Origin of the sequence: Enterococcus sp. AZ101 (assembly GCF_050499005.1) — a bacterium.
Classification (GTDB): domain Bacteria; phylum Bacillota; class Bacilli; order Lactobacillales; family Enterococcaceae; genus Enterococcus_L; species Enterococcus_L ureilyticus.
The window spans coordinates 1,581,585-1,603,794 of the sequence record NZ_JBMHEZ010000001.1 but is presented as its reverse complement, the minus strand read 5'-3'; the positions used below and the strand labels follow the sequence as shown (position 1 = coordinate 1,603,794).

Annotated in this window: 16 protein-coding genes; 3 read left to right on the top strand and 13 right to left on the bottom strand. The window is 36.5% G+C overall.

The genetic code is table 11. The features are described from left to right. Positions 1 to 149: 149 nt before the first annotated feature. Positions 150 to 1,496, bottom strand: coding sequence for an NADP-specific glutamate dehydrogenase (gene gdhA / locus IGJ50_RS07610; RefSeq protein WP_069640733.1), 1,347 nt, complete (start codon positions 1,494 to 1,496; stop codon positions 150 to 152). A gap of 138 nt (positions 1,497 to 1,634) precedes the next feature. On the opposite strand from gdhA, the gene IGJ50_RS07605 reads away from it, so the two are divergent. Both IGJ50_RS07605 and IGJ50_RS07600 read left to right on the top strand, forming a co-directional pair. Then, positions 1,635 to 2,918, top strand: coding sequence for an NAD(P)/FAD-dependent oxidoreductase (locus IGJ50_RS07605; protein WP_429949728.1), 1,284 nt, complete (start codon positions 1,635 to 1,637; stop codon positions 2,916 to 2,918). A gap of 194 nt (positions 2,919 to 3,112) precedes the next feature. After that, the gene (locus tag IGJ50_RS07600) at positions 3,113 to 3,541 is read left to right on the top strand and encodes a hypothetical protein (protein WP_429949726.1); all 429 of its coding nucleotides are present in this window, start codon (positions 3,113 to 3,115) and stop codon (positions 3,539 to 3,541) included. Between the two features lie 70 nt (positions 3,542 to 3,611). Here the strand turns inward: IGJ50_RS07600 and IGJ50_RS07595 are convergent, their stop codons facing one another. Next, on the bottom strand, positions 3,612 to 5,006 hold the full coding sequence (locus tag IGJ50_RS07595) for a 6-phospho-beta-glucosidase (protein WP_429949725.1): 1,395 nt from the start codon (positions 5,004 to 5,006) through the stop codon (positions 3,612 to 3,614). Positions 5,007 to 5,180: 174 nt separating this feature from the next. On the opposite strand from IGJ50_RS07595, the gene IGJ50_RS07590 reads away from it, so the two are divergent. Continuing rightward, positions 5,181 to 6,164 carry a LacI family DNA-binding transcriptional regulator gene (locus IGJ50_RS07590; protein ID WP_429949723.1) on the top strand — a complete coding sequence of 328 codons (984 nt, stop codon included), beginning with the start codon at positions 5,181 to 5,183 and terminating at the stop codon, positions 6,162 to 6,164. Positions 6,165 to 6,275: 111 nt separating this feature from the next. On the opposite strand, the gene IGJ50_RS07585 is transcribed toward IGJ50_RS07590, so the two are convergent. The 11 genes from IGJ50_RS07585 to IGJ50_RS07535 form a co-directional block, all read right to left on the bottom strand. Next, positions 6,276 to 7,535, bottom strand: a complete 1,260-nt coding sequence (locus IGJ50_RS07585; protein WP_069640738.1) for an ABC transporter permease — start codon at positions 7,533 to 7,535, stop codon at positions 6,276 to 6,278. Continuing rightward, positions 7,528 to 8,427, bottom strand: a complete 900-nt coding sequence (locus IGJ50_RS07580; RefSeq protein ID WP_429949721.1) for an ABC transporter ATP-binding protein — start codon at positions 8,425 to 8,427, stop codon at positions 7,528 to 7,530. The genes IGJ50_RS07585 and IGJ50_RS07580 overlap by 8 nt, the downstream gene beginning before the upstream one ends. A 117-nt stretch (positions 8,428 to 8,544) precedes the next feature. Continuing rightward, positions 8,545 to 9,234: a DUF2812 domain-containing protein gene (locus tag IGJ50_RS07575; RefSeq protein WP_083244397.1), complete on the bottom strand. Its 690-nt coding sequence runs from the start codon at positions 9,232 to 9,234 to the stop codon at positions 8,545 to 8,547. Further along, positions 9,221 to 9,544, bottom strand: coding sequence for a PadR family transcriptional regulator (locus tag IGJ50_RS07570; RefSeq protein ID WP_069640741.1), 324 nt, complete (start codon positions 9,542 to 9,544; stop codon positions 9,221 to 9,223). The genes IGJ50_RS07575 and IGJ50_RS07570 overlap by 14 nt, the downstream gene beginning before the upstream one ends. A gap of 198 nt (positions 9,545 to 9,742) precedes the next feature. After that, the gene (gene uvrC / locus IGJ50_RS07565; protein WP_069640742.1) at positions 9,743 to 11,533 is read right to left on the bottom strand and encodes an excinuclease ABC subunit UvrC; all 1,791 of its coding nucleotides are present in this window, start codon (positions 11,531 to 11,533) and stop codon (positions 9,743 to 9,745) included. Between the two features lie 100 nt (positions 11,534 to 11,633). Then, entirely contained in the window at positions 11,634 to 11,948 is a 315-nt protein-coding gene (gene trxA, locus IGJ50_RS07560; protein ID WP_069640743.1) for a thioredoxin, read from the bottom strand. Positions 11,949 to 12,037: 89 nt separating this feature from the next. Further along, complete coding sequence (locus IGJ50_RS07555; RefSeq protein WP_429949718.1) at positions 12,038 to 14,404, bottom strand: endonuclease MutS2; 2,367 nt, start codon at positions 14,402 to 14,404, stop codon at positions 12,038 to 12,040. Positions 14,405 to 14,482: 78 nt separating this feature from the next. After that, complete coding sequence (locus IGJ50_RS07550) at positions 14,483 to 15,031, bottom strand: CvpA family protein (RefSeq protein ID WP_429949716.1); 549 nt, start codon at positions 15,029 to 15,031, stop codon at positions 14,483 to 14,485. A gap of 17 nt (positions 15,032 to 15,048) precedes the next feature. Then, positions 15,049 to 15,492, bottom strand: a complete 444-nt coding sequence (gene zapA, locus IGJ50_RS07545; protein ID WP_069640746.1) for a cell division protein ZapA — start codon at positions 15,490 to 15,492, stop codon at positions 15,049 to 15,051. A 254-nt stretch (positions 15,493 to 15,746) separates the two neighbouring features. Beyond that, positions 15,747 to 20,099 carry a PolC-type DNA polymerase III gene (locus IGJ50_RS07540; RefSeq protein ID WP_429949714.1) on the bottom strand — a complete coding sequence of 1,451 codons (4,353 nt, stop codon included), beginning with the start codon at positions 20,097 to 20,099 and terminating at the stop codon, positions 15,747 to 15,749. A 372-nt stretch (positions 20,100 to 20,471) separates the two neighbouring features. Continuing rightward, complete coding sequence (locus tag IGJ50_RS07535; protein WP_429949713.1) at positions 20,472 to 22,184, bottom strand: proline--tRNA ligase; 1,713 nt, start codon at positions 22,182 to 22,184, stop codon at positions 20,472 to 20,474. Positions 22,185 to 22,210: the final 26 nt, after the last annotated feature.

Below are 22,210 nucleotides of genomic sequence, written 5' to 3'. Positions count from 1 at the left end.
CTGTCTGTACCAATTTTATTTTATTCCTCTTGAAATAAGGTATTTCTCATTCAAAATTGAAAGATGTCAAATAAAAAAGGGACTAGGACAATAACTCATTGAGTCAGACCTAGTCCCTTTTTAAATCTAAAACCGTTTTAAAAAGAGAATTAAACTAATCCTTGACTAAGCATTGCTTGAGCCACTTTTTCAAATCCTGCAATATTTGCTCCTAAGACAAAATTATTTGGTGCATCAAATTTAGTAGCCGTATCACGACAAGTTTCGTAAATATTTCTCATGATATCATCCAACATACTGTCTACTTTTTCAAATGACCAAGATAAACGCTCTGAATTCTGACTCATTTCTAAAGCAGAAACCGCAACGCCGCCTGCATTTGCTGCTTTACCTGGACAATAGAGAACGCCAGCTTTTTCGAGTACTGCAACGGCCTCCAACGTACAAGGCATATTCGCCCCTTCTGCTACGACTTTTCCACCATTTTTCACTAAAATTTCAGCTTGTTTTTCATTGATTTCATTTTGAGTTGCACAAGGCAGAGCAATATCATATGCTACTTCAAAGTCCCAGACAGATTGACCTTCATAATAAGTCGCATCTAAATGTGTCTCTACATATTTAGCAATACGTTCACGATTTTTTTCTTTCAGTTCTTTGACTAATTCAACATCGATTCCGTTTGGATCATAAACAAATCCACTTGAATCTGAACAAGTTAGAACTGTTGCGCCTAATTCTTTCGCCTTCTCCATTGCGTAGATTGAGACGTTCCCGCTACCTGATACCACAACTTTCTTGCCATCAAATGAATCGTCTGAATCTTTTAATAGATGTTTTACGAAGTACACACAGCCATAGCCAGTAGCTTCTGTACGAGCTTGACTACCCCAATACCCTAATGGTTTACCAGTTAATACACCTGCATCATAATTTCTCAAACGTTTGTACATGCCAAACAAATAACCGATTTCTCTAGCCCCAACACCGATATCACCCGCTGGTACATCTGTACTTGGCCCAATATGTTTCTGTAATTCGGTCATAAAGCTTTGACAAAAACGCATAACTTCAGCATCTGTTTTTCCTTTTGGATCAAAATCGCTACCGCCCTTGCCGCCGCCGATTGGCAGACCTGTCAAACTGTTTTTGAAAATTTGCTCAAATGCTAAAAATTTCATCACACTTAAATTCACGCTAGGGTGAAAACGCAAACCGCCTTTATAAGGTCCGATTGCAGAGTTATACTGCACACGATACCCACGATTAACTTGCCAATTACCAGCGTCATCTTGCCATGGCACTCTAAATTGTAAAATTCTTTCCGGCTCGATTAGGACTCCTAAAATATTGGCTTCAATGAATGCTGGATTTTCTTTCAAAAATACTTCAACCGTTGGTAAAAATTCGTCGACAGCTTGCAAGTATTCTACTTGCCCTCGATCATTCTCATGAATCTTCTTTTGAATCTCTTCCACGTACTGTTTTGCTTCCATCTAATCACCCTCTCATTGTTATAATCCTATTTTAACCTAAATTCAGAAAATTTCCACAACTTTTTACAGTAAAATGCAAAAAACTTAGAAAAAAAATTGAAAATTGTGTTAAACTACCATTGAACTGGAGGAGAATTTATGAAATTATTTGATGTGATTGTCGTTGGAGCTGGTACTAGCGGAATGATGGCAGCCATTGCAGCGGCAAAAGCTGGCAGTAACACATTGTTAGTAGAAAAAAATAAGCGCGTTGGAAAAAAACTATTATTAACTGGCGGTGGTCGCTGTAATGTTACGAACAATCGACCTGCTGAAGAAATCATTGCTCATATTCCTGGTAATGGAAAATTTTTATATAGCGCCTTTTCGCAATTTAACAATTATGATATTATGGATTTTTTTGAATCAAATGGTACTCATCTAAAAGAAGAGGATCATGGTCGGATGTTTCCTGTCACCGATCGTTCAAAAACAATTGTGGAAACCTTATTCCATCAATTGGAAACACTTGGCGTTACAATTTATACAGAAGCCAAAGTCGAAAAAGTTTTACGGAAAGAAGATCAAATTATCGGAGTCGCTCTAGAGCACGAAAAAATCTACGCTCCTTGTGTCATTTTAACAACAGGCGGTCGAACTTATCCATCCACTGGCTCGACTGGTGATGGTTATAAAATAGCGAAACGAGTAGGTCACACGATCAGTCCCTTGTATCCAACAGAATCTCCTATTATTTCAAATGATCTGTTTATTCAAAATAAAACTTTACAAGGGCTCTCCCTACAGGATATTTCTCTTTCTGTTTTAAATAGCAAAGGAAAAGTCGTGGTAGAACATCAGATGGATCTCTTGTTCACTCATTTTGGGATTTCTGGACCAGCTGCTTTAAGATGTTCTAGTTTTGTAAATCAAGAATTAGTCAAAAATGAGCAACAACCAGTTGTTCTGCTCTTAGATATTTTTCCTTCAAAAACAATAGCCGAATTAAAGGACGAGCTTAAAAGAAAAATTTCAGAGCAACCCGACAAATCAATCAAAAATGCTTTAAAAAATTTGGTTCCTGAACGCTTACTAGATTTCATTTTAAGTCAAACTGGCATTTCTGATCAACAAGCCAAACAAGTTTCTGCCCAACAACTAGATCAACTGTTGCTACAGTTAAAGACTTTTAAAATAAATGCTGAGAAAACATTACCCATCGAAAAGTCTTTTGTAACTGGCGGCGGTGTTTCCTTAAAAGAGATCCAACCCAAGTCAATGGAAAGTAAACTAGTCAAAGGGCTATTTTTTGCTGGTGAATTACTTGATATTAATGGGTATACTGGTGGCTATAACGTCACAGCTGCATTTGTCACTGGGCACGTTGCCGGAATAAACGCTTCGGCTATTGCGGAATATACCTACTTACCACCGTTAGATTAAGTATATCTCCTATTCTTCTATAATAATTAAAACTCTGGAGTCTAAGTTGGCACTCTCAGAGTTTTTTTACTATCTAACGTTATTTGTATTTCCAACTAAGACCTTAGCAGGATAAAAAGACTGAATTAAATCAGCCTTTTGCTTGATTTTTATTTTCTTAAAATATGTGAAAATAGCTTTAGGAGGTAATAATCATGAAAATAAAGTTGAAACGACAAACTACATGGGGCTGTGTCCGTCATTTTTCTGTATATAAAAATGGCACTTATCAAGGAAAACTATTTAATAATATTTCAACTGAACTAGAAGTCGCTGTTGGGGATACACTTGAATTCAGAGAAGGTATTTTCCGATTCTCACAAAAAATCAAGGTTACTTCGGAAACAGAAGAAGTTACTATCACAAATACAAATCATCTTCAGCAATTATTTACTCTATTCCTTATGCTATTTTTAGTCATATCATTAGCCAGTCTTACAATTGATTCTTTAAAGATTTTTCTACTGATTGAATTTATAACTTTTATTATACTAAACCAGCTCTTTCGTTACCGCTCTTATCAATTTAATGTGGAGACTCACCGCTCATTTTTTAAAGAGGTCGCGCCTACGAAAATTAGTTGAATTATCGCATTTGTACTGCCTACAAAAAACCTGATTTTGCCATTCTTGACAAAATCAGGTTTTTTTAATTTTAATTGCTCTTCATCAATTCTGTTACATAGGCAACTGTATCCGGTTGTTCTTTTTCGATTTTAGTGATTGCTTCAGTAAAGTTTGGTAAATGGTTCTTGTGCGCAATCAATAATTCATCTAACAAGGTTTTAGCCATGGAACCGCCTGGCACTAAAGGATTGATTGTAAATGCATGTAAGGCTGCGCCATAATCACCATCGATCGCTGCGCGAATCACAGTTTCTTCCATTCCTTTCATCACTTGAATAATGCCACGGGCAGCTGGAGGAAATGCTCCCCAGTTATAAGGTTCGTGTCCATGTGCTGTTACAGGTCCAGAAACTTCCACAACGCAATCATAAGGAAGGTCTGTGATCGTACCATTATTTTCTGTTGAAACAACCATATCCGTGCGCTTATCATTATGAATCGATGCAATCAATTCACAAGCTGCGTCGCTGTAATGCGTGCCGCCACGTTGTTCTAATTCTTTTGGTTTGTAATCTAAATTAGGATCTTTGTATAATTCAAACAAACGAGCTTCGGTTTCTTTTACTACTTGAGCTCTTGTTTCTCCTTTTTCAAATTCTTCAATTGAATGCTTCAACATTTCGTCTTCAATATAGTAATAACGATGGTAGCCACATGGCAACATACCTAAATCTTTGATTTGCTCATAATGAAATGGTGCGTTATGAATATTTTTCAAATGACTTTCAGAATCTTCTTGTGGACCATAGATTAAGTCGATCAATTCATGCGTTCTTTCATTTCCTTGTTTGTCCCAAACACGATGCCAATGAAAATGATTGATTCCCGCAAACTTGAAGAATAGATCATCTTCAGGAATCCCTAATTTTTCTGCTGCTTGTTTTCTGTGACCAATTGGCACATTACATAAGCCAGCCGTTTTTTTCCAACCACCGTGCTTAATTGCAGCTTCGGTAACCATTCCAGCTGGATTGGTAAAGTTAACTAACCAAGCATCTGGGCATAATTCTTTCATGTCTTCAATAATTCCAAGAATCACAGGAATTGTACGGAATGCTTTAAACATACCACCAGCTCCATTTGTTTCTTGACCTAAAACACCATGTGATAGCGGAATACGTTCATCCTTAATACGAGCGTCAAGTAAGCCTACGCGAAATTGTGTTGATACAAAGTCAGCATCTTTTAACGCTGCTCGACGATCTAAGGTTAAATGGACTTCCCAATCTAAACCAGCTGCTTTGACCATTCGTTTAGCCATAGCTCCTACTGTTTCTAACTTTTCTTTTCCTGCTTCAATATCGACTAACCAAATTTCTTTGATTGGCAGTTCATCTTTTCTTTTAATATATCCTTCGATCAATTCTGGTGTATAACTTGAACCTCCACCGATTGTTGCGATTTTCAGTGCTTCTCTAGTCATGTGTTTCCCTCCTGATTATTTTGTTCAGAATATGTTCTGACATCGTTTACATTCTTATCATAGTTTGTGGGAATGTTCCCATGTCAAGCTCTTTTTTTCGATTTTTTATGTTATACTTTATAAGGAAAGAAATTGTCACTCTACTCTGTCCATTTTAATTAGTGAGGTGTTGAAATGACTACAATTATTGATGTCGCTAAACAAGCGCAAGTTTCTAAATCAACAGTTTCTAGAGTGATTTCTGGTAATGGATATGTTAGCCAAGAAAGTCGAGAAAAAGTACTAGACGCAATGGAAGCGCTAGCATATTCTCCTAATTTGATTGCTCGAAATCTACAAAGCGGTGAAACCAAAACCATCGGCTTTCTCGCACATGGTTTTATCGATCCTTTAGGCATTTTTCTCGAAAGTTTTATTTCCATTGCTAAAAAATATAACTATTATGTAACCTTATACTTTACTGGTGGTGATAAGAAGAAAGAAATCGAAGCGTTGAATCAAATGAAATACAAACAACTCGATGGCCTTTTTATATTAACCAGAGCAAACAAGTGGGAAATAATCGAACCATACAGCATTTATGGGCCGATTGCTACCTGGCACCGCATCGATTCGGAAAGAATCTACTCTTCTTACGTTGATCATTATTCTGGCTATCTACGCTCTTTAGATTATCTTTTTCAAAGAGGATATCGCTCAATTGGTCACGTCTTAGGCAATTACGAAAATCTAAATACAAAAGCACGCATAAAAGCAATTGATGATTTCCATCAAACGAAAAATCTTTCTTTCAACGATGAATGGATTTTTTATGATAAATCAAGATTGGACAATGGCCTAAGCATTGCTCAACGCTGGCATAACATGACTGAAAAAACAGATGCTATGGCCTTTTATACGGATTCAGTCGCCGCAGGTTTTATTTCCGAGCTTCAAAACTTAGGCTACTCAGTTCCAGAAGATGTCGCTGTAATTGGCTTTGATAATAGTGAAATCAGTCGTCTGATGCATATCACAACAGTAGATTATTCGATAAAACGACAAGCTGAAAATTCGTTTATTTATATTCATAATCAATTGAATCAGGAGAAAATTCCCGAACAAGAAATGAATGTTAAGTTAATTGAGCGGCAAACCGTTCCTTTACGTAAACTGTAAAAAATGCTCTGAAACATAACTTTGTGTGTTATGTTTCAGAGCATTTTAGTTTAGCTAAATGATCCTAAAAAATCTCTACTTTTCTAAGTTAAGCTTTTTATTCAACTATATTTATTTTTTACGTTCATTTCTTAAAATCGAAATAGATTGTTTCAATGATTTAAGTACGCCGCCTTCACTATAAACCAGTACGTTAGATTTATACAGCTTCGCTGAAAACATTGTTAGTAACAGTCCGAAAACAACTAAAATCACTACAGAAATCATAGCTCCTGCTGTCGTGACTGTTTCACTTGCTAAACGAATTGGCATAATGAAAGAAGAAATCAATGGGATATAAGACGATACTTTAATCACAATATTTTGCGGATCTGTCGTTCCTAATGAAATCCCGATAAAATACCCGATCATTGCGATATAAATGATTGGCTGAACAGCTTTGGCTGTATCTTCGGGCTTGGATACCAATGACCCACATAAAGCTGCTAAAACTGAATAAACTAAGATTCCTAGCACGAAAAATGCTAAAGTGAAGTACAAGAAGCTTCCTAATATATTAGCGGATGAAAGTCCATCTAATAACCCTTTGACCATATCTAAATTCTTTAATTGCGTGTAACCAAGACCAATTGCCGCAGCATAAATTACAATTTGAGTAAGAGCCACTAAAATAACCCCTGTCAATTTGCCATAAAAATGAGTTTGGGCTTTGGTACTTGATAAGATGACTTCCATAATACGCGTTCCTTTTTCAGATGCGATCTCTTGGGCAATAATCGAAGCGTAGGTAATGATGATCACCCAAAGAATAATCGTTATCACAAAAGACATTGCCGACTGAATAGCTGTATTATCTTGTCCTGTCGTCATTTTTCCATCTTCATCAAAGCTAACTTTCGTTTTTTCAAAATTAGCAGGCTGGCTTAGGCTTGTCAATTGTTCGGGAGTCAAATTTAGCTTACTTGCATTCAATGAAGACTGAAGTCCATTGAGCATTTGTCCCATCATCAATTCAGTTGTTGTGCCTAAAGAAGATTCTGCATATAATTTCCCTTGAATCTGTTCTGTTTCAGTGTCTAATACCAGAAAAGCATCCAGCTCTTTGTTCTTCAATTGTTTTTCAGCCTCTTTTTGAGACGTAACAACTTTGAATGTATAATCATCAGTTTTTGATTTCGCTAACTGTTTAGATAATTCTTGATTATCTGAAACAAGACCAACTTTTGTATCTTCAGAAAAACCACCGGCTACCGAACCTGCAATATAAATAATGCCCATCACAATAAATGGTACCAAAATCATAACGACAAAAGAAACTGATTTAACATTCTTTTTATAAACATCACTTGCTATAATCCAAAATTTACTCATTTGGCTCACCTGCTTTCATCTTGAATATTTCTTCTAAGGTTGGTGGCTGTTGATTAAACATTGGAATATAACCAAATTGTGTTGCACGTGCAAAAATTTCTCCACCCGCTTTAGGGTCATTTAAAGTAATTTCAACAACACCGTCACTACGTTTTACTGCTGATTCTACACCGTTGATTCCTAAAATATCTTCTGGTGGTAATGGTGACTCCAAGAAAACTTTCGTACGTCCAAAGCTTTCCCGAATTTCATGGACTTTGCCGTTAAGAACCATTTTACCACTTCTCAACATTACAAGGTGATCACAAATCTTTTCAACATTGTCCATATTATGACTAGAAAAAATAACACATGAACCTTTTTCTTTCAATGCTATGATTCCATCTTTTAAAAGCTCTGCATTAACAGGGTCTAATCCACTGAATGGTTCATCTAATATGACTAATTTTGGTTCATGGATTAGTGTTGCAATCAATTGGACTTTCTGCTGATTCCCTTTAGAAAGTGATTTGACTTTATCCGTTTTTTTCCCTTTGACTTTGAACTTTTCCATCCATTCATCAATTTTAGGCTCGATCTCCTTTTTGCTCTTTCCCCTTAGTTGAGCAAAATAGAGCAGTTGTTCTTGAATCGAAACTTTCGGATATAAGCCGCGTTCTTCAGGTAAATAGCCGATGTCATTATAATCCTTCCCGCTTAACTGATGACCATTCCAAAGTACAACGCCGCTATCTTGTGTTAAAAAATCCAAAATCAAACGAAAAGTTGTTGTTTTACCTGCGCCATTTTGGCCAATCAACCCAAGTATTTTGCCATCTGGAATTTCAAACGACATATTATCTACGGCTGTATAATTCCCAAATGTTTTAACCAAATTCTTTACTTCTAACATTTTTTCTCCTCCTGTTATTCAATTTAAATCGACTTTTTTATATAAAAAGTAATTTACCTCTTTTATAGATCAATGTTTATTTTGATCTTTATCGAATCTTACCATGCCTCAGTATTTCTAAAAAGAATTCTTCAGCAAGATACTGATCAACACACCTATTATAAAACCGATCATTGCCAGAAACAGAGAATCTCTAACTATTTTTTGTCGTTTGGCAAATCGTTCTGGTTGATTGTAATATTTTGTACGATCACTATAAATAATTATTGAAAAAGCAACATTGATTGCCACTCCGATCGGTAATGCAATACATAACATCCCTATAAAAGCAAGTAAAGTCCGAATACCTAAGCTAGATAAAAAATGCTCCTGTAATGTTTTCGTTAAAAATAGTAAAATAAGCAAACCTATCCCTAGTGGGAAATAAAAAAGTGAACGAATTGATAACCAAATCCATTCTTTTTTCATACGAAGCCAATAACTTTCAGAATCCGAATAAATGGTTGGTGTATCACAATCAGCTTTAAAATAGAAATACTTTTTTTTATAATTTGCAATGTTTTCCCAACCAGCTTCTTGATAAATCACTAAATATTCAGACAATTCTTCTGGTAATCCATCAAAAAAATCAACTGAGAATGCTTTGTCTTCTGGCGTTCCCTTTTCAAACACAAGAAACCCGATATGACTCATTTTCTTGAAGTGCCATCCCTTACTTGCTTGTTTTTTCAAAAGCTGCATTTCCTTTTCAGGATAGAAGGCAATTCCCCTAGAAAAAATATATTTCTTCCCCTTAAACATGTTCATTCATTTCTCCTTTTTCAGCTAACAGACAGTTTCCAGCTTGATAAAGAAGTTTGCGGCGCTCGATATCTATCTTTAAGATATGAAGCCCTTTGTCTGTAATCAAATACGTCTTCTTTCGTTCACTACTCTCCTTTAATGTAATAAACTCGTTTTTTTGTAATTTTTTTAAAATAGTATACATACTTGCCGGACCAATATTTACCTGTCCCTTTGTTAAAGCGTTGACTTCTTTCATGATAGCATAACCATGTTGAGGTTTTAATAGTGCTAGCAGAATCAAATAAGTGGAATCTGTCAGTGAATCTTCCATGATAACTTACCCCTTTATATCAGCTGGTGATATATCATCTAATGATATAGTATCGTGAGTTCTGGACCATGTCAAATTTTTTTTTGCAAACCGAGTCTTTTTACTTGACAAATAATATATGATTAAAATTAAATAAAAAGAAAAAAGCTAAAATTAATCATGATTTTTTAGCTTTTTATTCCTATTTATCTAGTTATTTTAATTAATATCCGTTTCTTCTTGATGTAAGTGATCATAGACATTTTTCGCGACATTTTTGGGTAACCCTGATGCTTTCAATTCGTCAATTGAAGCTGCTGAAATATTTTTCAGCGACTTAAATTGTCTCAAAAGCTCCTTCTTACGCTTTGGACCTAAGCCTTCAATGTCATCTAATCGGGAAGAAAAACTATTTTTACTTCGCAATTGTCGATGGAATGTAATCGCAAACCGGTGAACTTCATCTTGAATACGTTGGAGTAAAAAGAATTCTTGCGAGTTCCTTTCCAAAGGAACAATGTTCAAATCAGAACCGAAAAGCAATTCACTCGTCTTATGCTTATCATTTTTTGCTAAACCAGCGATAGGAATATCTAAGCCTAACTGGTTGTCTAACACTTCTTTAGCTGCATCAACTTGGCCTTTCCCACCATCGATGACAATCAAATCTGGAAAGGGTAAATTCTCTTTAAGCACACGTGAATAACGGCGATAGATTACCTCACGCATCGAAGCATAGTCATCAGGTCCTTTAACAGTCTTGATTTTATATTTTCGATATTCTTTTTTATCTGGACGCCCATCGATGAAAACAACCATTGCTGAAACCGGATCTGTTCCCATAATATTCGAGTTATCAAATGCTTCGATTCTAACAGGGGCAGGAATATTCATAGCATTCCCTAGTTTTTCAACAGCGCCGATCGTTCGCTCTTGTTTGCGCACGATTAAATCAAATTTTTCCTGCAAAGCAACTGTAGCATTTTTTCCAGCCAACTTTACTAGTTTCTTTTTTTCTCCTCGTTGAGGCTGTAACACTTTTGTCGAAAGCATGGCTTCCACACTCACTTTATCGATATTATCTGGAATCAACACTTCTCTAGGAATAAAGTGTTCATTTTCTTGATAGAATTGTCCGATAAATGTTAAAAAATCTTCTTCTTCTTCATTGTAAAAAGGGAAGATAGAAACATCTCTTTCGATTAGCTTTCCTTGACGAATAAAAAATACTTGTACACACATCCAGCCTTTATCGACTGCATAACCGAAAACATCTCGGTCAACCAAGTCTGCATTTGTCATTTTTTGACGAGTCATTACCGTTTCAATCGCTTTGATTTGATCACGGTATTCTGCAGCTTTTTCAAATTCCATCTTTTCAGCCGCTTCATCCATTTTTCTTTGAATTTCTTCTTGTATCACTGGATGTCCACCATTTAGAAAACGTTTGATTTCCGCTACCATTTCAGTATAAGTTGATTTTGGAATATCAAATACGCAAGGCGCCAAACATTGCCCCATGTGATAATATAGACAGACCTCTTTCGGCAAAACACGGCATTTTCTTAAAGGAAAAAGTCGATCTAACAAGCGTTTGGTTTCATTTGCTGCTCCTACATCTGGGTATGGTCCAAAATATAAGGCTCTATCTTTTGATACTTTTCGAGTAATCAATAACCGTGGATAATCTTCATTTGTAATTTTAATAAAAGGATAGCTCTTATCATCTTTCAACATGATATTATATTTCGGATCGTTTTTATGAATCAAATTGATTTCTAAAAGTAACGCCTCAATATTTGATTCAGTCACAATATATTCAAAATCCTCTATTTCACTAACTAACCTTTCCGTTTTTGTATCATGGCTACCTGTAAAATAGGAACGTACACGATTTTTTAGAACTTTAGCTTTTCCAACATAAATGATCGTTCCATTTTTGTCCTTCATTAAATAACAACCTGGTTGGTCAGGAAGCAATGCTAATTTATTTTTGATTCTTTCGTTCATAATACTTCCTTTCATGTTCTTTAATAGATTCCATTATACCATCTTCTCTATCCTTAGGCATAAAAAATAGGATGAAGAAGGACTTCATCCTAAGAATTTACTACATATGTTTTTCAATTAAGGCACGTAATTGTTCTTTTGAGTGAACGCCTACCGCTTTTTCTACAACTTCTCCGTCTTTTTTCAAAAGAAGTGTTGGAATACTCATGATGCCAAATGAAGCTGGTGTTTCCGGATTTTCATCTACATCCATTTTAGCAATTTTCACTTCACTCTCATCATATTCTTCACTTAATTGTTCCAAAATTGGCGATTGCATGCGACAAGGACCACACCATGTTGCCCAAAAATCGATCAAAACAAGACCACTATCTGTTTCAGTTGAAAAATCTTTATCTGTAATTACTTGTGTCATCTTATAGACCTCCTACTTCTTATATCTGAATTAATTATATCACTTGATAGCTTATTCGACTAGTTTTCTGCTTACTAAAGGTAAGCAACCTATTTAAATTTAACGATCGTAGCTCCGTTGCCTCCTTGGTTTCCTGGAGCAAACTCATAACTACTCACACTACGATGATTCTTCAAATAATCAGTGATACCAGTTCGTAAAGCTCCAGTTCCCTTACCATGAACGATTGTTACTTGAGGATAACCGGCTAAAATTGCAGCATCTAAGTACTGGTCTACTTCTGCTAACGCTTCTTCATAACGCTTTCCACGTAAATCTAATTGATTCGCTACATGGCTACTTTCACTAGAACGAATAGCCGTCACTCGTTGCAGTGGCTCCTTTTCTGGAGCAACAGGTGTCATATCACTTTCAGCAACAGACATTTTTAAAATACCTAATTGTACTTGCCATTCATGGTCACTAGACTTACGAATCAAGGTTCCACGTTGACCAAAAGTATTGACGATCACTTCATCACCTGATTTTAATTTCTTTTGTTCTTTGGCTTTTTTCAACACTTTATTTTTTTCTAAATGGTTTTCTTCTTGATGAAGCTGTGACAATTTTGACTTGGCATCGATCAGTTGATGTTCTTTCACACCACCTTGATTTCCACCTGCCAACTGCATTTTACGAATATCAGAGATGATGTCACTGGCTTTTTCTTCTGCTTGGGAAACAAGTTCATTCGCTTTTTGACGTGCTTTGGCCATTTCTTTTTCACGTTCATCAAAAAAGTATCCGTAAGCTTCTTTTAGTTCTCTATATAGTCGCTCAGCTTCGTCAACATAATGACGCACTTCTAAATATTCCGTTTCCGCCATCTTACGGCGATTTTCCAAATCAGCAATCATTTCATTGAGATCTTGACTCTCACCATCCATAATATGTTTTGCTTCATAAATAATTGATGTATCCAAGCCTAAGCGTTTAGAAATTTCAAAGGCGTTACTTCTCCCTGGAACACCAATCAATAAGCGATACGTTGGACTTAATGTATCCACATCAAATTCCATACTAGCATTGATTGTACCTGCACGATTATACCCATATACTTTTAATTCAGGATAATGCGTAGTTGCCATCACGTAGGCACTTTTACTACCTAACGCGTCTAAAATTGAAATTGCTAATGCCGCTCCTTCTTGAGGATCAGTTCCTGCACCTAATTCATCAAACAACACTAAACTGTGGCTATCAACTTTTTTCAATACATCAACAATATTCGTCATGTGAGAAGAAAAGGTACTTAAACTTTGCTCAATAGATTGCTCATCGCCAATATCAGCAAAAACTTCAGAAAATATGCCCATTTGACTTTCTTCCCCCGCTGGTATTGGTAAACCCGATTGTCCCATCAACTGAAGCAGACCTAGTGTTTTAAGCGTAATTGTCTTACCACCTGTATTAGGTCCTGTAATGACGACAGCCTGATAATCCTTTCCAATAGTGATATCATTTGGAACAGCTTTGTCTTGATCTAAAAGGGGATGTCTCGCTTGTTTGAAATAGATCTGATTCTCTTCACTGATTTTCGGAACAACGGCTTTCAATTCCTTACCAAAACGGGCTTTGGCATTTATAAAATCTAATTTTCCTATAACATTTGCATTGTGCAGAATATCATTGCGATGAGGTACTAATTCAGCTGATAACTCAGATAAAATACGCTCGATTTCATTTCGTTCAGCAATTTGATGTTGACGTAAACGATTGTTTAAATCCACAATTTGTTTTGGCTCAACGAAAAGCGTTTGACCAGAAGCACTTTGATCATGGATTACGCCGCCAAAAACACTTTTATATTCTTGTTTAACAGGTATAACGTAGCGTTCGTTTCGCATAGTCACGATCGCGTCACTTAGATATTTAGCATTTTTCCCTCTAACTATCCCATCCAATTGCTCACGGATTGTCTGTTCACTTCTACGAATATTATTACGAATTATTTTTAATTCTGGAGAAGCTTCATCCGTTACACGGCCATCTTCATCGATCGACTCTTTCAATCTGCGACTAAGCTCTGGTAGCACAATCAATTGTTCAATCCAAGCATAGAGTCTCAGTAATTCAATTTCGCTATCCTCTAAATCGTTAAAGAAACCAATAACCTCAGAAGTCGTTGATAGTACACGACCAATCTGAGCAAGCTCAACACCATTCAAATCAGCGCCAATTTCAATTCGTTTCATGTGAGGACGAATATTCTCCAACTTAGGAATAGGGATTCCACCACGTAAACGTTGGAGTGTCAAGCCGTCTTCTGTTTCCTCCAGCCATGCTTGAATACGAGTAGCATCATTTATTGGCACTAACTGCTCAATTTCTTCTAAGCCTTGAGCTGTAACAATATATTGAGAGAGCAACTGTTTGACCTTGTCAAAGCCTAATGTTGTTAAAATACGTGTATTCATTTTTTCACCTTCTGTTCTTGTAAGACTTGGAACGAGTCATTACGGCTCAACTGTTTTGTCTGCTGAGCTGATATCTTTTTACTTAATCATCTGCTCGATCCATAGATGATAGATTTGTTTAGAAAAAATCGGCGTGTCTTTGATAATATATCGAGCTAATCCGCTATTTTTGAATTGATTTTGGATTGCATCAACGGGTAACATTGACAACGTACTTAAAACTAAAAAAATACCAACATAAATAACGATCAAACTAATAACGCCACCTGCGAGCCAGTTTGCCTGCTTTAATACTGGCACAAAAACTAGCCCATGAGCAAAAATAGCCAAAAAGCGTACAACTAACCAGCCTACCGCTAAAATAAGTAAAAATGCGACTGCTCCATAAAATGCTTGATCCAAATCAAGCGTAAGTTCTTGATTGAAAAAGACCAATTTAGTATCAGCTGTTGGTGAAGGATATGGGATGAATAATTCTAATTGGGCAGCTAGTGTCTTATAATAGGATCTAGCGATAAAATAAGAACAAAGATACCCCAATGTATATAAAACTTGTAGAATCAATCCGCGTCTAGCACCTGTGTAAAATCCAATCGCTAGTAATAGTAAAATGAGTAATGTTAACATCCTGTCATCCTCTCAGATTATTGGTCTTGAGTGCTTTTACTCTGAATTTGTTGTTTACGATTTTCGTTTAAAATTTGTTGTGCTTCCATATGATTATGGATTTCGACATCTTCTTGACCATTTTTTTTCAAGACATCTCTTGCTTCTTCTTCAATTGTTTCAATTCGTTTGATGCGATTTTCAAGTTCTGCTAAGCGGATCGTCCGTTTTTTTAGTTCGGCAACTTCCTGTTCTAGTTTAAGCACTTTTTCTTGTTTTTTGAGTTGATCTGAAATTGCATTGATCGCTAATAAAACAGAGGCTTGTTCGTCATTTGTTTGTGGTGAAATGTGTTTGATCTCAGCCAATTGTTCATTAACTAATTTTGTTACTAAATCCATATGTTGTTTGCTTTCTTGTCCGATAATCGTGTATGTATGATCGGCAATCACCGCTTTATATCTTGTTTTTTCTTTAACCATGATAGTGTTCCCTCCTGTAATGATCCATCACTTGTTATTGTACCATGAAAATCATTATTGTGTGTTTTCAATAACCCTTTCTTATTATATGCTACTGAACTCAAAAATTAAAGGTTTAGTGTTATTATTACGATTTTCATTAGACTTTTCTATTAAAAATCAACATGAACCTCTTGGCAAATAAACGAAGGTGACACAAAAGTACCCAGTACTTTTACATCACCTTCGATCCATCTATTTGACGAACTTCAATTTTATAACATATCAAATAATGATAATTGATTTTCATCTGGTAAATCTTTTAACACACCATTTTCAGTCATATACTCGATCAACGTTTTCGATACTTTACCTCTACTTGCAAGGTCTTCTTTAGATAAGAACGGCTCGTTTCTTGCCTCAACAATTGATTTAGCCACGTTAAGACCTAAACTTGGTACGGCTCTAAAAGGCGCAATCAATGTATCACCATCAATTACAAAGTTTTCAGCATCTGATTTATACAAATCGATCATACCAAATTTAAAGCCGCGTTCGATCATTTCATTGGCAAGTTCTAACACAGTCAAAAGATTTTTTTCTTTTGTCGAAGCTTCGAGCCCCTTATCTTGAATCTCTTTCATTCGAGCTTTTACAGCTTCTTTTCCTTGTGACATCGCAACCAAATCAAAATCATCGGCACGAACTGAAAAGTAAGCACAGTAATAAAGAATCGGGAAATAAACTTTAAAGTATGCAACGCGTAAAGCCATTAAAACATATGCCGCTGCATGGGCTTTTGGAAACATGTATTTGATTTTCGAACAAGAATCAATATACCAATCTGGCACATTGTTCTCTTTCATAGCGGTTAAATATTCGTCCCTAAGCTCATCAGGAATTTTATTCCAAAGTCCTTTACGTACAGTTTCCATGATTTTAAAAGCCATACCACTATCTAAACCAGCATGAATCAAATAAACCATGATATCATCTCGACAACCGATTACTTCTGCCAGAGTTGCTTCTCCTCTGCGAATCAGTTCTTCCGCATTGCCTAACCAAACATCGGTCCCATGTGATAATCCAGATATCTGTAGTAATTCAGCAAATGTAGACGGGTGTGTTTCTTCCAACATACCGCGTACAAATCGCGTTCCGAATTCTGGAATACCCAGCGTTCCTGTTTTGGAATAGATTTGTTCTGGTGTGACACCCAATACTTCTGGTCCTGCAAAAATACGCATCATCTCAGGATCATCTGTTGGAATCGTTTTAGGATCGATCCCAGATAAATCTTGTAGCATCCGAATCACAGTAGGGTCATCGTGACCTAGAATATCCAGTTTCAAAATATTGTCATGAATTGAATGGAAATCAAAATGGGTCGTTTTCCATTCTGAATTTTGATCATCAGCAGGGTATTGGATCGGTGTAAAATCGTAAACATCCATGTAATCAGGAATAACAATTATTCCTCCAGGATGTTGTCCGGTCGTTCGTTTCACTCCAGTCGAGCCTTTTGCTAAACGATCGATCTCAGCTCCTCTAAAATGTAGATTGTGATCTCGTTCATAGCCTTTTACGTACCCATAGGCCGTCTTATCTGCAACGGTCCCGATCGTCCCAGCACGATAAACATATTCTTCACCGAACAAAACTTTCGTATAATTATGTGCTTCCGCTTGGTAATCACCCGAAAAGTTCAAATCGATATCGGGCACTTTATCCCCGTGGAATCCTAAAAAGGTTTCAAATGGAATGTCGTGTCCGTCCTTAAACAATCGCTGACCACAATTGGGACAATTTTTCTCGGGCATATCAAAGCCAGAACCATAAGATCCATCATCGAAAAATTCAGAATGCTTACAGTTGATACAATGATAATGCGGCGCCAAAGGATTAACTTCCGTAATTCCAGTCATAGTTGCAACAAAACTTGAACCTACAGAGCCGCGTGAACCAACTAAGTAACCGTCTTCCATGCTTTTATGCACCAATTTTTGTGAAATCAAATAGATAACCGAAAAACCATTTCCGATAATACTATCGAGTTCTTTTTTCAAACGCTTCTCAACGATATCAGGCAGTGGATCACCGTACAATTCTTTCGCACGAGTATAACTCAAATTTCTGATTTCATCTTCTGAACCAGGAATTTTCGGCGTGTATAAGTCATCTTTAACTGGCGTGATTTCCTCACACATATCTGCAATCGCATTGGGATTTTCAACAACTAGTCGATGTGCTGTTTCTTCTCCTAAAAATTGGAAAGCCGTCAGCATTTCATCGGTTGTTCTAAAATGAACAGCAGGTAAACTATGACGATTCAATGGATTAGCGCCACCCATCGAACCCACTAAAATTTTGCGATAAATACTATCTTCTTCGTTTAGATAATGAACATTGCCAGTCGCTACAACAGGTTTTTCTAACTCATCTCCGATTTTAACTAAATTGGTGATGATTTCTTCTAGATCTGCTTCACTTTTCACTAACTCTTGTTCAAGTAAAGGTGCATAAACTTCTTTTGGCATAACTTCTATATAATCATAAAATTTTGCTCGATTTTTTGCTTCTTCAACGCCTTTTTGCATCATTGCCTCAAAAATTTCACCATTTGAACAAGCAGAACCGATAATCAATCCTTCTCGCAACTTACTTAACTGTGAACGCGGGATACGAGGAATTCTGAAAAAATAATTTATATTAGACATTGAAATCAACTTGAAGAGGTTCTTTAAACCAGCTTGAGTAGTTGCTAAGATAGTTGCATGGAACGGTCTTGCTCGTTTATATGAATCGCCTTCTCCAATATGCATATTTAGCTCATCATGATAGTTCATATTATGATTTTCTTTAGCATCTTTTAAGAAAATCCAACATAAATGCCCTGTCGATTCTGAATCGTAGATTGCTCGGTGATGTTGTTCTAAATTGACACCGAATTTTTTAGATAACGTATTAAGTCGGTGACTTTTAAATGTTGGGTTTAGGTATCGGGACAATTCCAATGTATCAATGACTGGATTTTCGGCTTCTGGGATATTATATTTTCCATAACTAGTATTTAAAAATCCCATATCAAAGGAGGCATTGTGGGCTACAAGTATGGTATCTTTCGAGAATTCTCTAAATAAGCGTAAAACTTCTTCTTCTGATTTTGAGCCCCGCACCATTTCGTCAGTGATCCCAGTTAAATTAATCGTCGTTTGCGATAATGGGTGTCCTGGATCGATAAATTGTTCAAATGTATCAATGATATTCCCTTTATGCATTTTAACTGCCGCAAGCTCAATGATCGTATCATAAACAGCTGATAAGCCAGTGGTCTCCACGTCAAATACTACATAAGTTGCTTCGCTCAATTCAATGTGGGCTTCATTATAAGCGATTGGCACACCGTCATCTACTACATTGGCTTCAACACCGTACAAAATTTTGACGCCTGCTTTTTTACCAGCGCTATGAGCATCGGGAAACCCTTGAGCCCCACCATGATCTGTAATAGCAATTGCTTTATGTCCCCACTTCCCTGCTTGGGCAACATAGTCAGCAACGTTATTTGTAGCATCCATTGTACTCATATTACTATGCAAATGTAGTTCCACACGCTTATCGCCTTCTGGTGCATAATCTTTACGAGGCGCATGTTTTACTTCCATTAAATCCTGACAGTTCATTACTAGATCCCGCATGAACGTATCTTCTTGAATACTTCCGCGAACTCGAATCCAACTATTTTTTTGAATAGCATCAAAAACTTGCTCATCTTTTTCACCATTTGAGAATTTTTTGACGATAAATGATGATGTATAATCGGTAATTTTCAAAATCAAAATTTTCCGTTTAGAACGTAACTCACGAACTTCTACATCAAAGACAAAACCTTCGATCGTCACTCGGCGTTCTTCTTCTAGAATGTTGCCCATCGGCATGATTGGTTCATCATTTGGAATATTTCGACCTAAACGGATTGGACCTTCAAGTGCTGGCCCTTGTTGTTGCTGTTGTTTTTTCTTTTGTTCATGTTTCACAAGAGATTCAGCGGCTTGTTGTTGAAAAGCAGCATCTTGCTCTTGTTTGCGTTCTTCAAATAGTGCCAATACTCGTTTAGCTTGTTGTTCATCCATTTTAGGTTCAATATGAAATTTTTGAAAACCGTAATGGCTATATAGTTCTTCAATAATTGGTAAATATTGTTGTTTCAAATAAGGAATCACTGCTTCGTTATCGACAGGTAAAATGATTTTTTTATCTTCTATGATTGGCGTTTGCGTTTTTATCACGCGTTGTACCAATGGTGTGTCACATTGACTATTTAATAATGCTAACTGCCAATAATCAGTTAATTGTTCAGCTGTAAATTCATTTTTATCTGCTGAAATCTTTACAGTGACACCTGCGATTTGCTGAAAAGCAAGTTCTAATTGCTGTATAAATGACTGATAAAGCATCACAGGTAAAATTTCAGAAAATCCAAGATGAAATTCCCATAAGCGGCTTTGTTGATGGACAACTACTTTGTCAATTCTCCCTTGCTGAATAAGCGGATGTTGCCGCTCTTGTTCATTTAATTGAATTTGATCAATCAACTTTGCAAATAACTCTTGTGCTTTTTCTGCCACTAAATGAACCTCCTTAAATTAAAAGTGCAGCGGACTTTATCCAATAGAAACACGCTAACTGTAAACATAATGTTTTCTGATACGATCAGATTTTTTCTCTTGACGATTAGCCACACCACAACTGAAGAATCGCTCACTATTCTCAGTCCGAATCCTTATATAACTGTCTATAGTTTAATCATTTGATAAGAAAGAGGCCCTTAGACATTTCTGCCAAGTGCCTCGCCACATTTAAGTATACTATTTTTTTATCTGAAATACAATGTAAACAAAATTACTATTAGTTATAATACGTCTATAATATTTGTTTGTTTGCTAAGAGAAAACATCTACGAAAACCGATCGATGATCTCTTTCGTAGACGTCTCCAATTTATTCTTTATCAGCATTCAGCAAGATAGATAATGTGCTTTCCAGTTCTTCTTTACGAACCTCAACCATTTCTCCAGTTCGTTTGATTTTTACTTCTACAATACCATCAACCGCTTTTTTACCGACCGTGATCCGAATTGGACAACCGATCAAATCAGCATCAGCAAATTTAACACCAGCCCGCTCGTTACGGTCATCAACCAATACCTCATAACCCGCCACTGACATTACTTCTTCAACTTCTTGTGCAAGTTTTGTTTGGTATTCGTCTTTTATGTTCATTTGAACGACATGTAAATCAAATGGAGAAATACCCGCTGGCCAATTGATGCCATTTTCATCAATATTTTGTTCAACGATCGCTGAAAGTAAACGACTAACCCCGATTCCATAGCATCCCATGATCACATGCTTTTCTCTACCATTTTCATCTAAGACAGTTGCCCCCATCGCTTCACTATAGCGAGTGCCAAGCTTAAAGATATGACCAATCTCAATGCCTTTAGTAAATTCTAATACACCATTACCATCTGGAGAAGGATCGCCTTCTTGAACAAAGCGTAAATCTTCGTAGCTAATTGGTGTAAAATCACGTCCTGGATTAACATTAGTTAGATGGAATCCTGTTTCATTGGCTCCAGTAATTGCATTTGCTAAATCTTGGACATGGAAGTCTGCAAATAATCTTACCTCTTCAGACAATTCAACTGGACCAACGGAACCAAAATCGGCACCTAAATAGGTACGAGCATCTATGTCAGTTGCTTCTTCTAAAAAGTCAACGCCTAAGAAATTTTTCAATTTAACATCATTTACTTCATGATCTCCGCGAACTAAAACCACTACAGGTTGCTCGTCCGCCATAAATAAAACAGATTTGATGATGCGCTGTGGCTCAACATTGAAGAAGGCCGCAACTTGTTCAATCGATCCAACATTTGGAGTAGCTACTTTTTCAATATCTAATTGAGTTTCATGTGACTTTTTAGGTGTATATAGGCTAGTTGCCATCTCTAGATTTGCTGCATAATCGCCATCTGTTGAGAAACAAATCGTATCTTCCCCGATATCAGAAATTGCCATAAACTCTTTAGAATCTTTTCCTCCCATGGCACCGCCATCACCAATGATCGCTCTAAAATCTAATCCGCAACGTTCAAAAATAGCGGAATAAGCTTTTTCATAATCACGATAAGATTGATCTAGACTTTCTTCATCAGCATGGAAAGAGTAGCCATCTTTCATAATAAATTCTCGGCCTCTTAACAAACCAAAACGCGGACGTTTTTCATCACGGTATTTTGTTTGGATTTGGTATAGATTTAAAGGTAAACGCTTATATGAATTGATTTCGTCCCGTATCAATTCGGTAAAAGTCTCTTCATGTGTTGGTCCAAGAATATAATCACGTTCATTGCGGTCTTTTAAGCGATAAAGATTCGGTCCATATGTTTCGTAACGTCCAGATTCTTTCCATAATTCTGCTGGTAGTAATGCTGGCATCAACATTTCGATGGCATCGATTTTATCGAATTCTTCACGCATGATTTTTTTCAGTTTTTCAAGTACCCGATTCGCTAATGGTAAATATGAGTAGATTCCAGCTGAGACTTGACGAATATACCCTGCTCTCAGCAACATCTGATGACTTAAGACTTCAGCATCATTAGGCACCTCACGTAAAGTTGGGATTAACATTTTTGACTGTTTCATTAGAACTCTCCTTTGTTTAAACGAAT

Excerpts from the sequence above, each read along its gene's own strand:
- gdhA (WP_069640733.1), bottom strand. The coding sequence starts at position 1,496 with ATGGAAGCAAAACAGTACGTGGAAGAGATTCAAAAGAAGATTCATGAG.
- IGJ50_RS07580 (WP_429949721.1), bottom strand. The coding sequence starts at position 8,427 with ATGTTAGAAGTAAAGAATTTGGTTAAAACATTTGGGAATTATACAGCC.
- IGJ50_RS07595 (WP_429949725.1), bottom strand. The coding sequence starts at position 5,006 with ATGACTAGAGAAGCACTGAAAATCGCAACAATCGGTGGAGGTTCAAGT.
- IGJ50_RS07605 (WP_429949728.1), top strand. The coding sequence starts at position 1,635 with ATGAAATTATTTGATGTGATTGTCGTTGGAGCTGGTACTAGCGGAATG.
- uvrC (WP_069640742.1), bottom strand. The coding sequence starts at position 11,533 with ATGAACGAAAGAATCAAAAATAAATTAGCATTGCTTCCTGACCAACCA.
- IGJ50_RS07590 (WP_429949723.1), top strand. The coding sequence starts at position 5,181 with ATGACTACAATTATTGATGTCGCTAAACAAGCGCAAGTTTCTAAATCA.
- IGJ50_RS07570 (WP_069640741.1), bottom strand. The coding sequence starts at position 9,544 with ATGGAAGATTCACTGACAGATTCCACTTATTTGATTCTGCTAGCACTA.
- IGJ50_RS07600 (WP_429949726.1), top strand. The coding sequence starts at position 3,113 with ATGAAAATAAAGTTGAAACGACAAACTACATGGGGCTGTGTCCGTCAT.
- zapA (WP_069640746.1), bottom strand. The coding sequence starts at position 15,492 with ATGGTTAAAGAAAAAACAAGATATAAAGCGGTGATTGCCGATCATACA.
- IGJ50_RS07550 (WP_429949716.1), bottom strand. The coding sequence starts at position 15,031 with ATGTTAACATTACTCATTTTACTATTACTAGCGATTGGATTTTACACA.
- IGJ50_RS07585 (WP_069640738.1), bottom strand. The coding sequence starts at position 7,535 with ATGAGTAAATTTTGGATTATAGCAAGTGATGTTTATAAAAAGAATGTT.
- trxA (WP_069640743.1), bottom strand. The coding sequence starts at position 11,948 with ATGACACAAGTAATTACAGATAAAGATTTTTCAACTGAAACAGATAGT.
- IGJ50_RS07555 (WP_429949718.1), bottom strand. The coding sequence starts at position 14,404 with ATGAATACACGTATTTTAACAACATTAGGCTTTGACAAGGTCAAACAG.
- IGJ50_RS07575 (WP_083244397.1), bottom strand. The coding sequence starts at position 9,234 with ATGAACATGTTTAAGGGGAAGAAATATATTTTTTCTAGGGGAATTGCC.
- IGJ50_RS07535 (WP_429949713.1), bottom strand. The coding sequence starts at position 22,184 with ATGAAACAGTCAAAAATGTTAATCCCAACTTTACGTGAGGTGCCTAAT.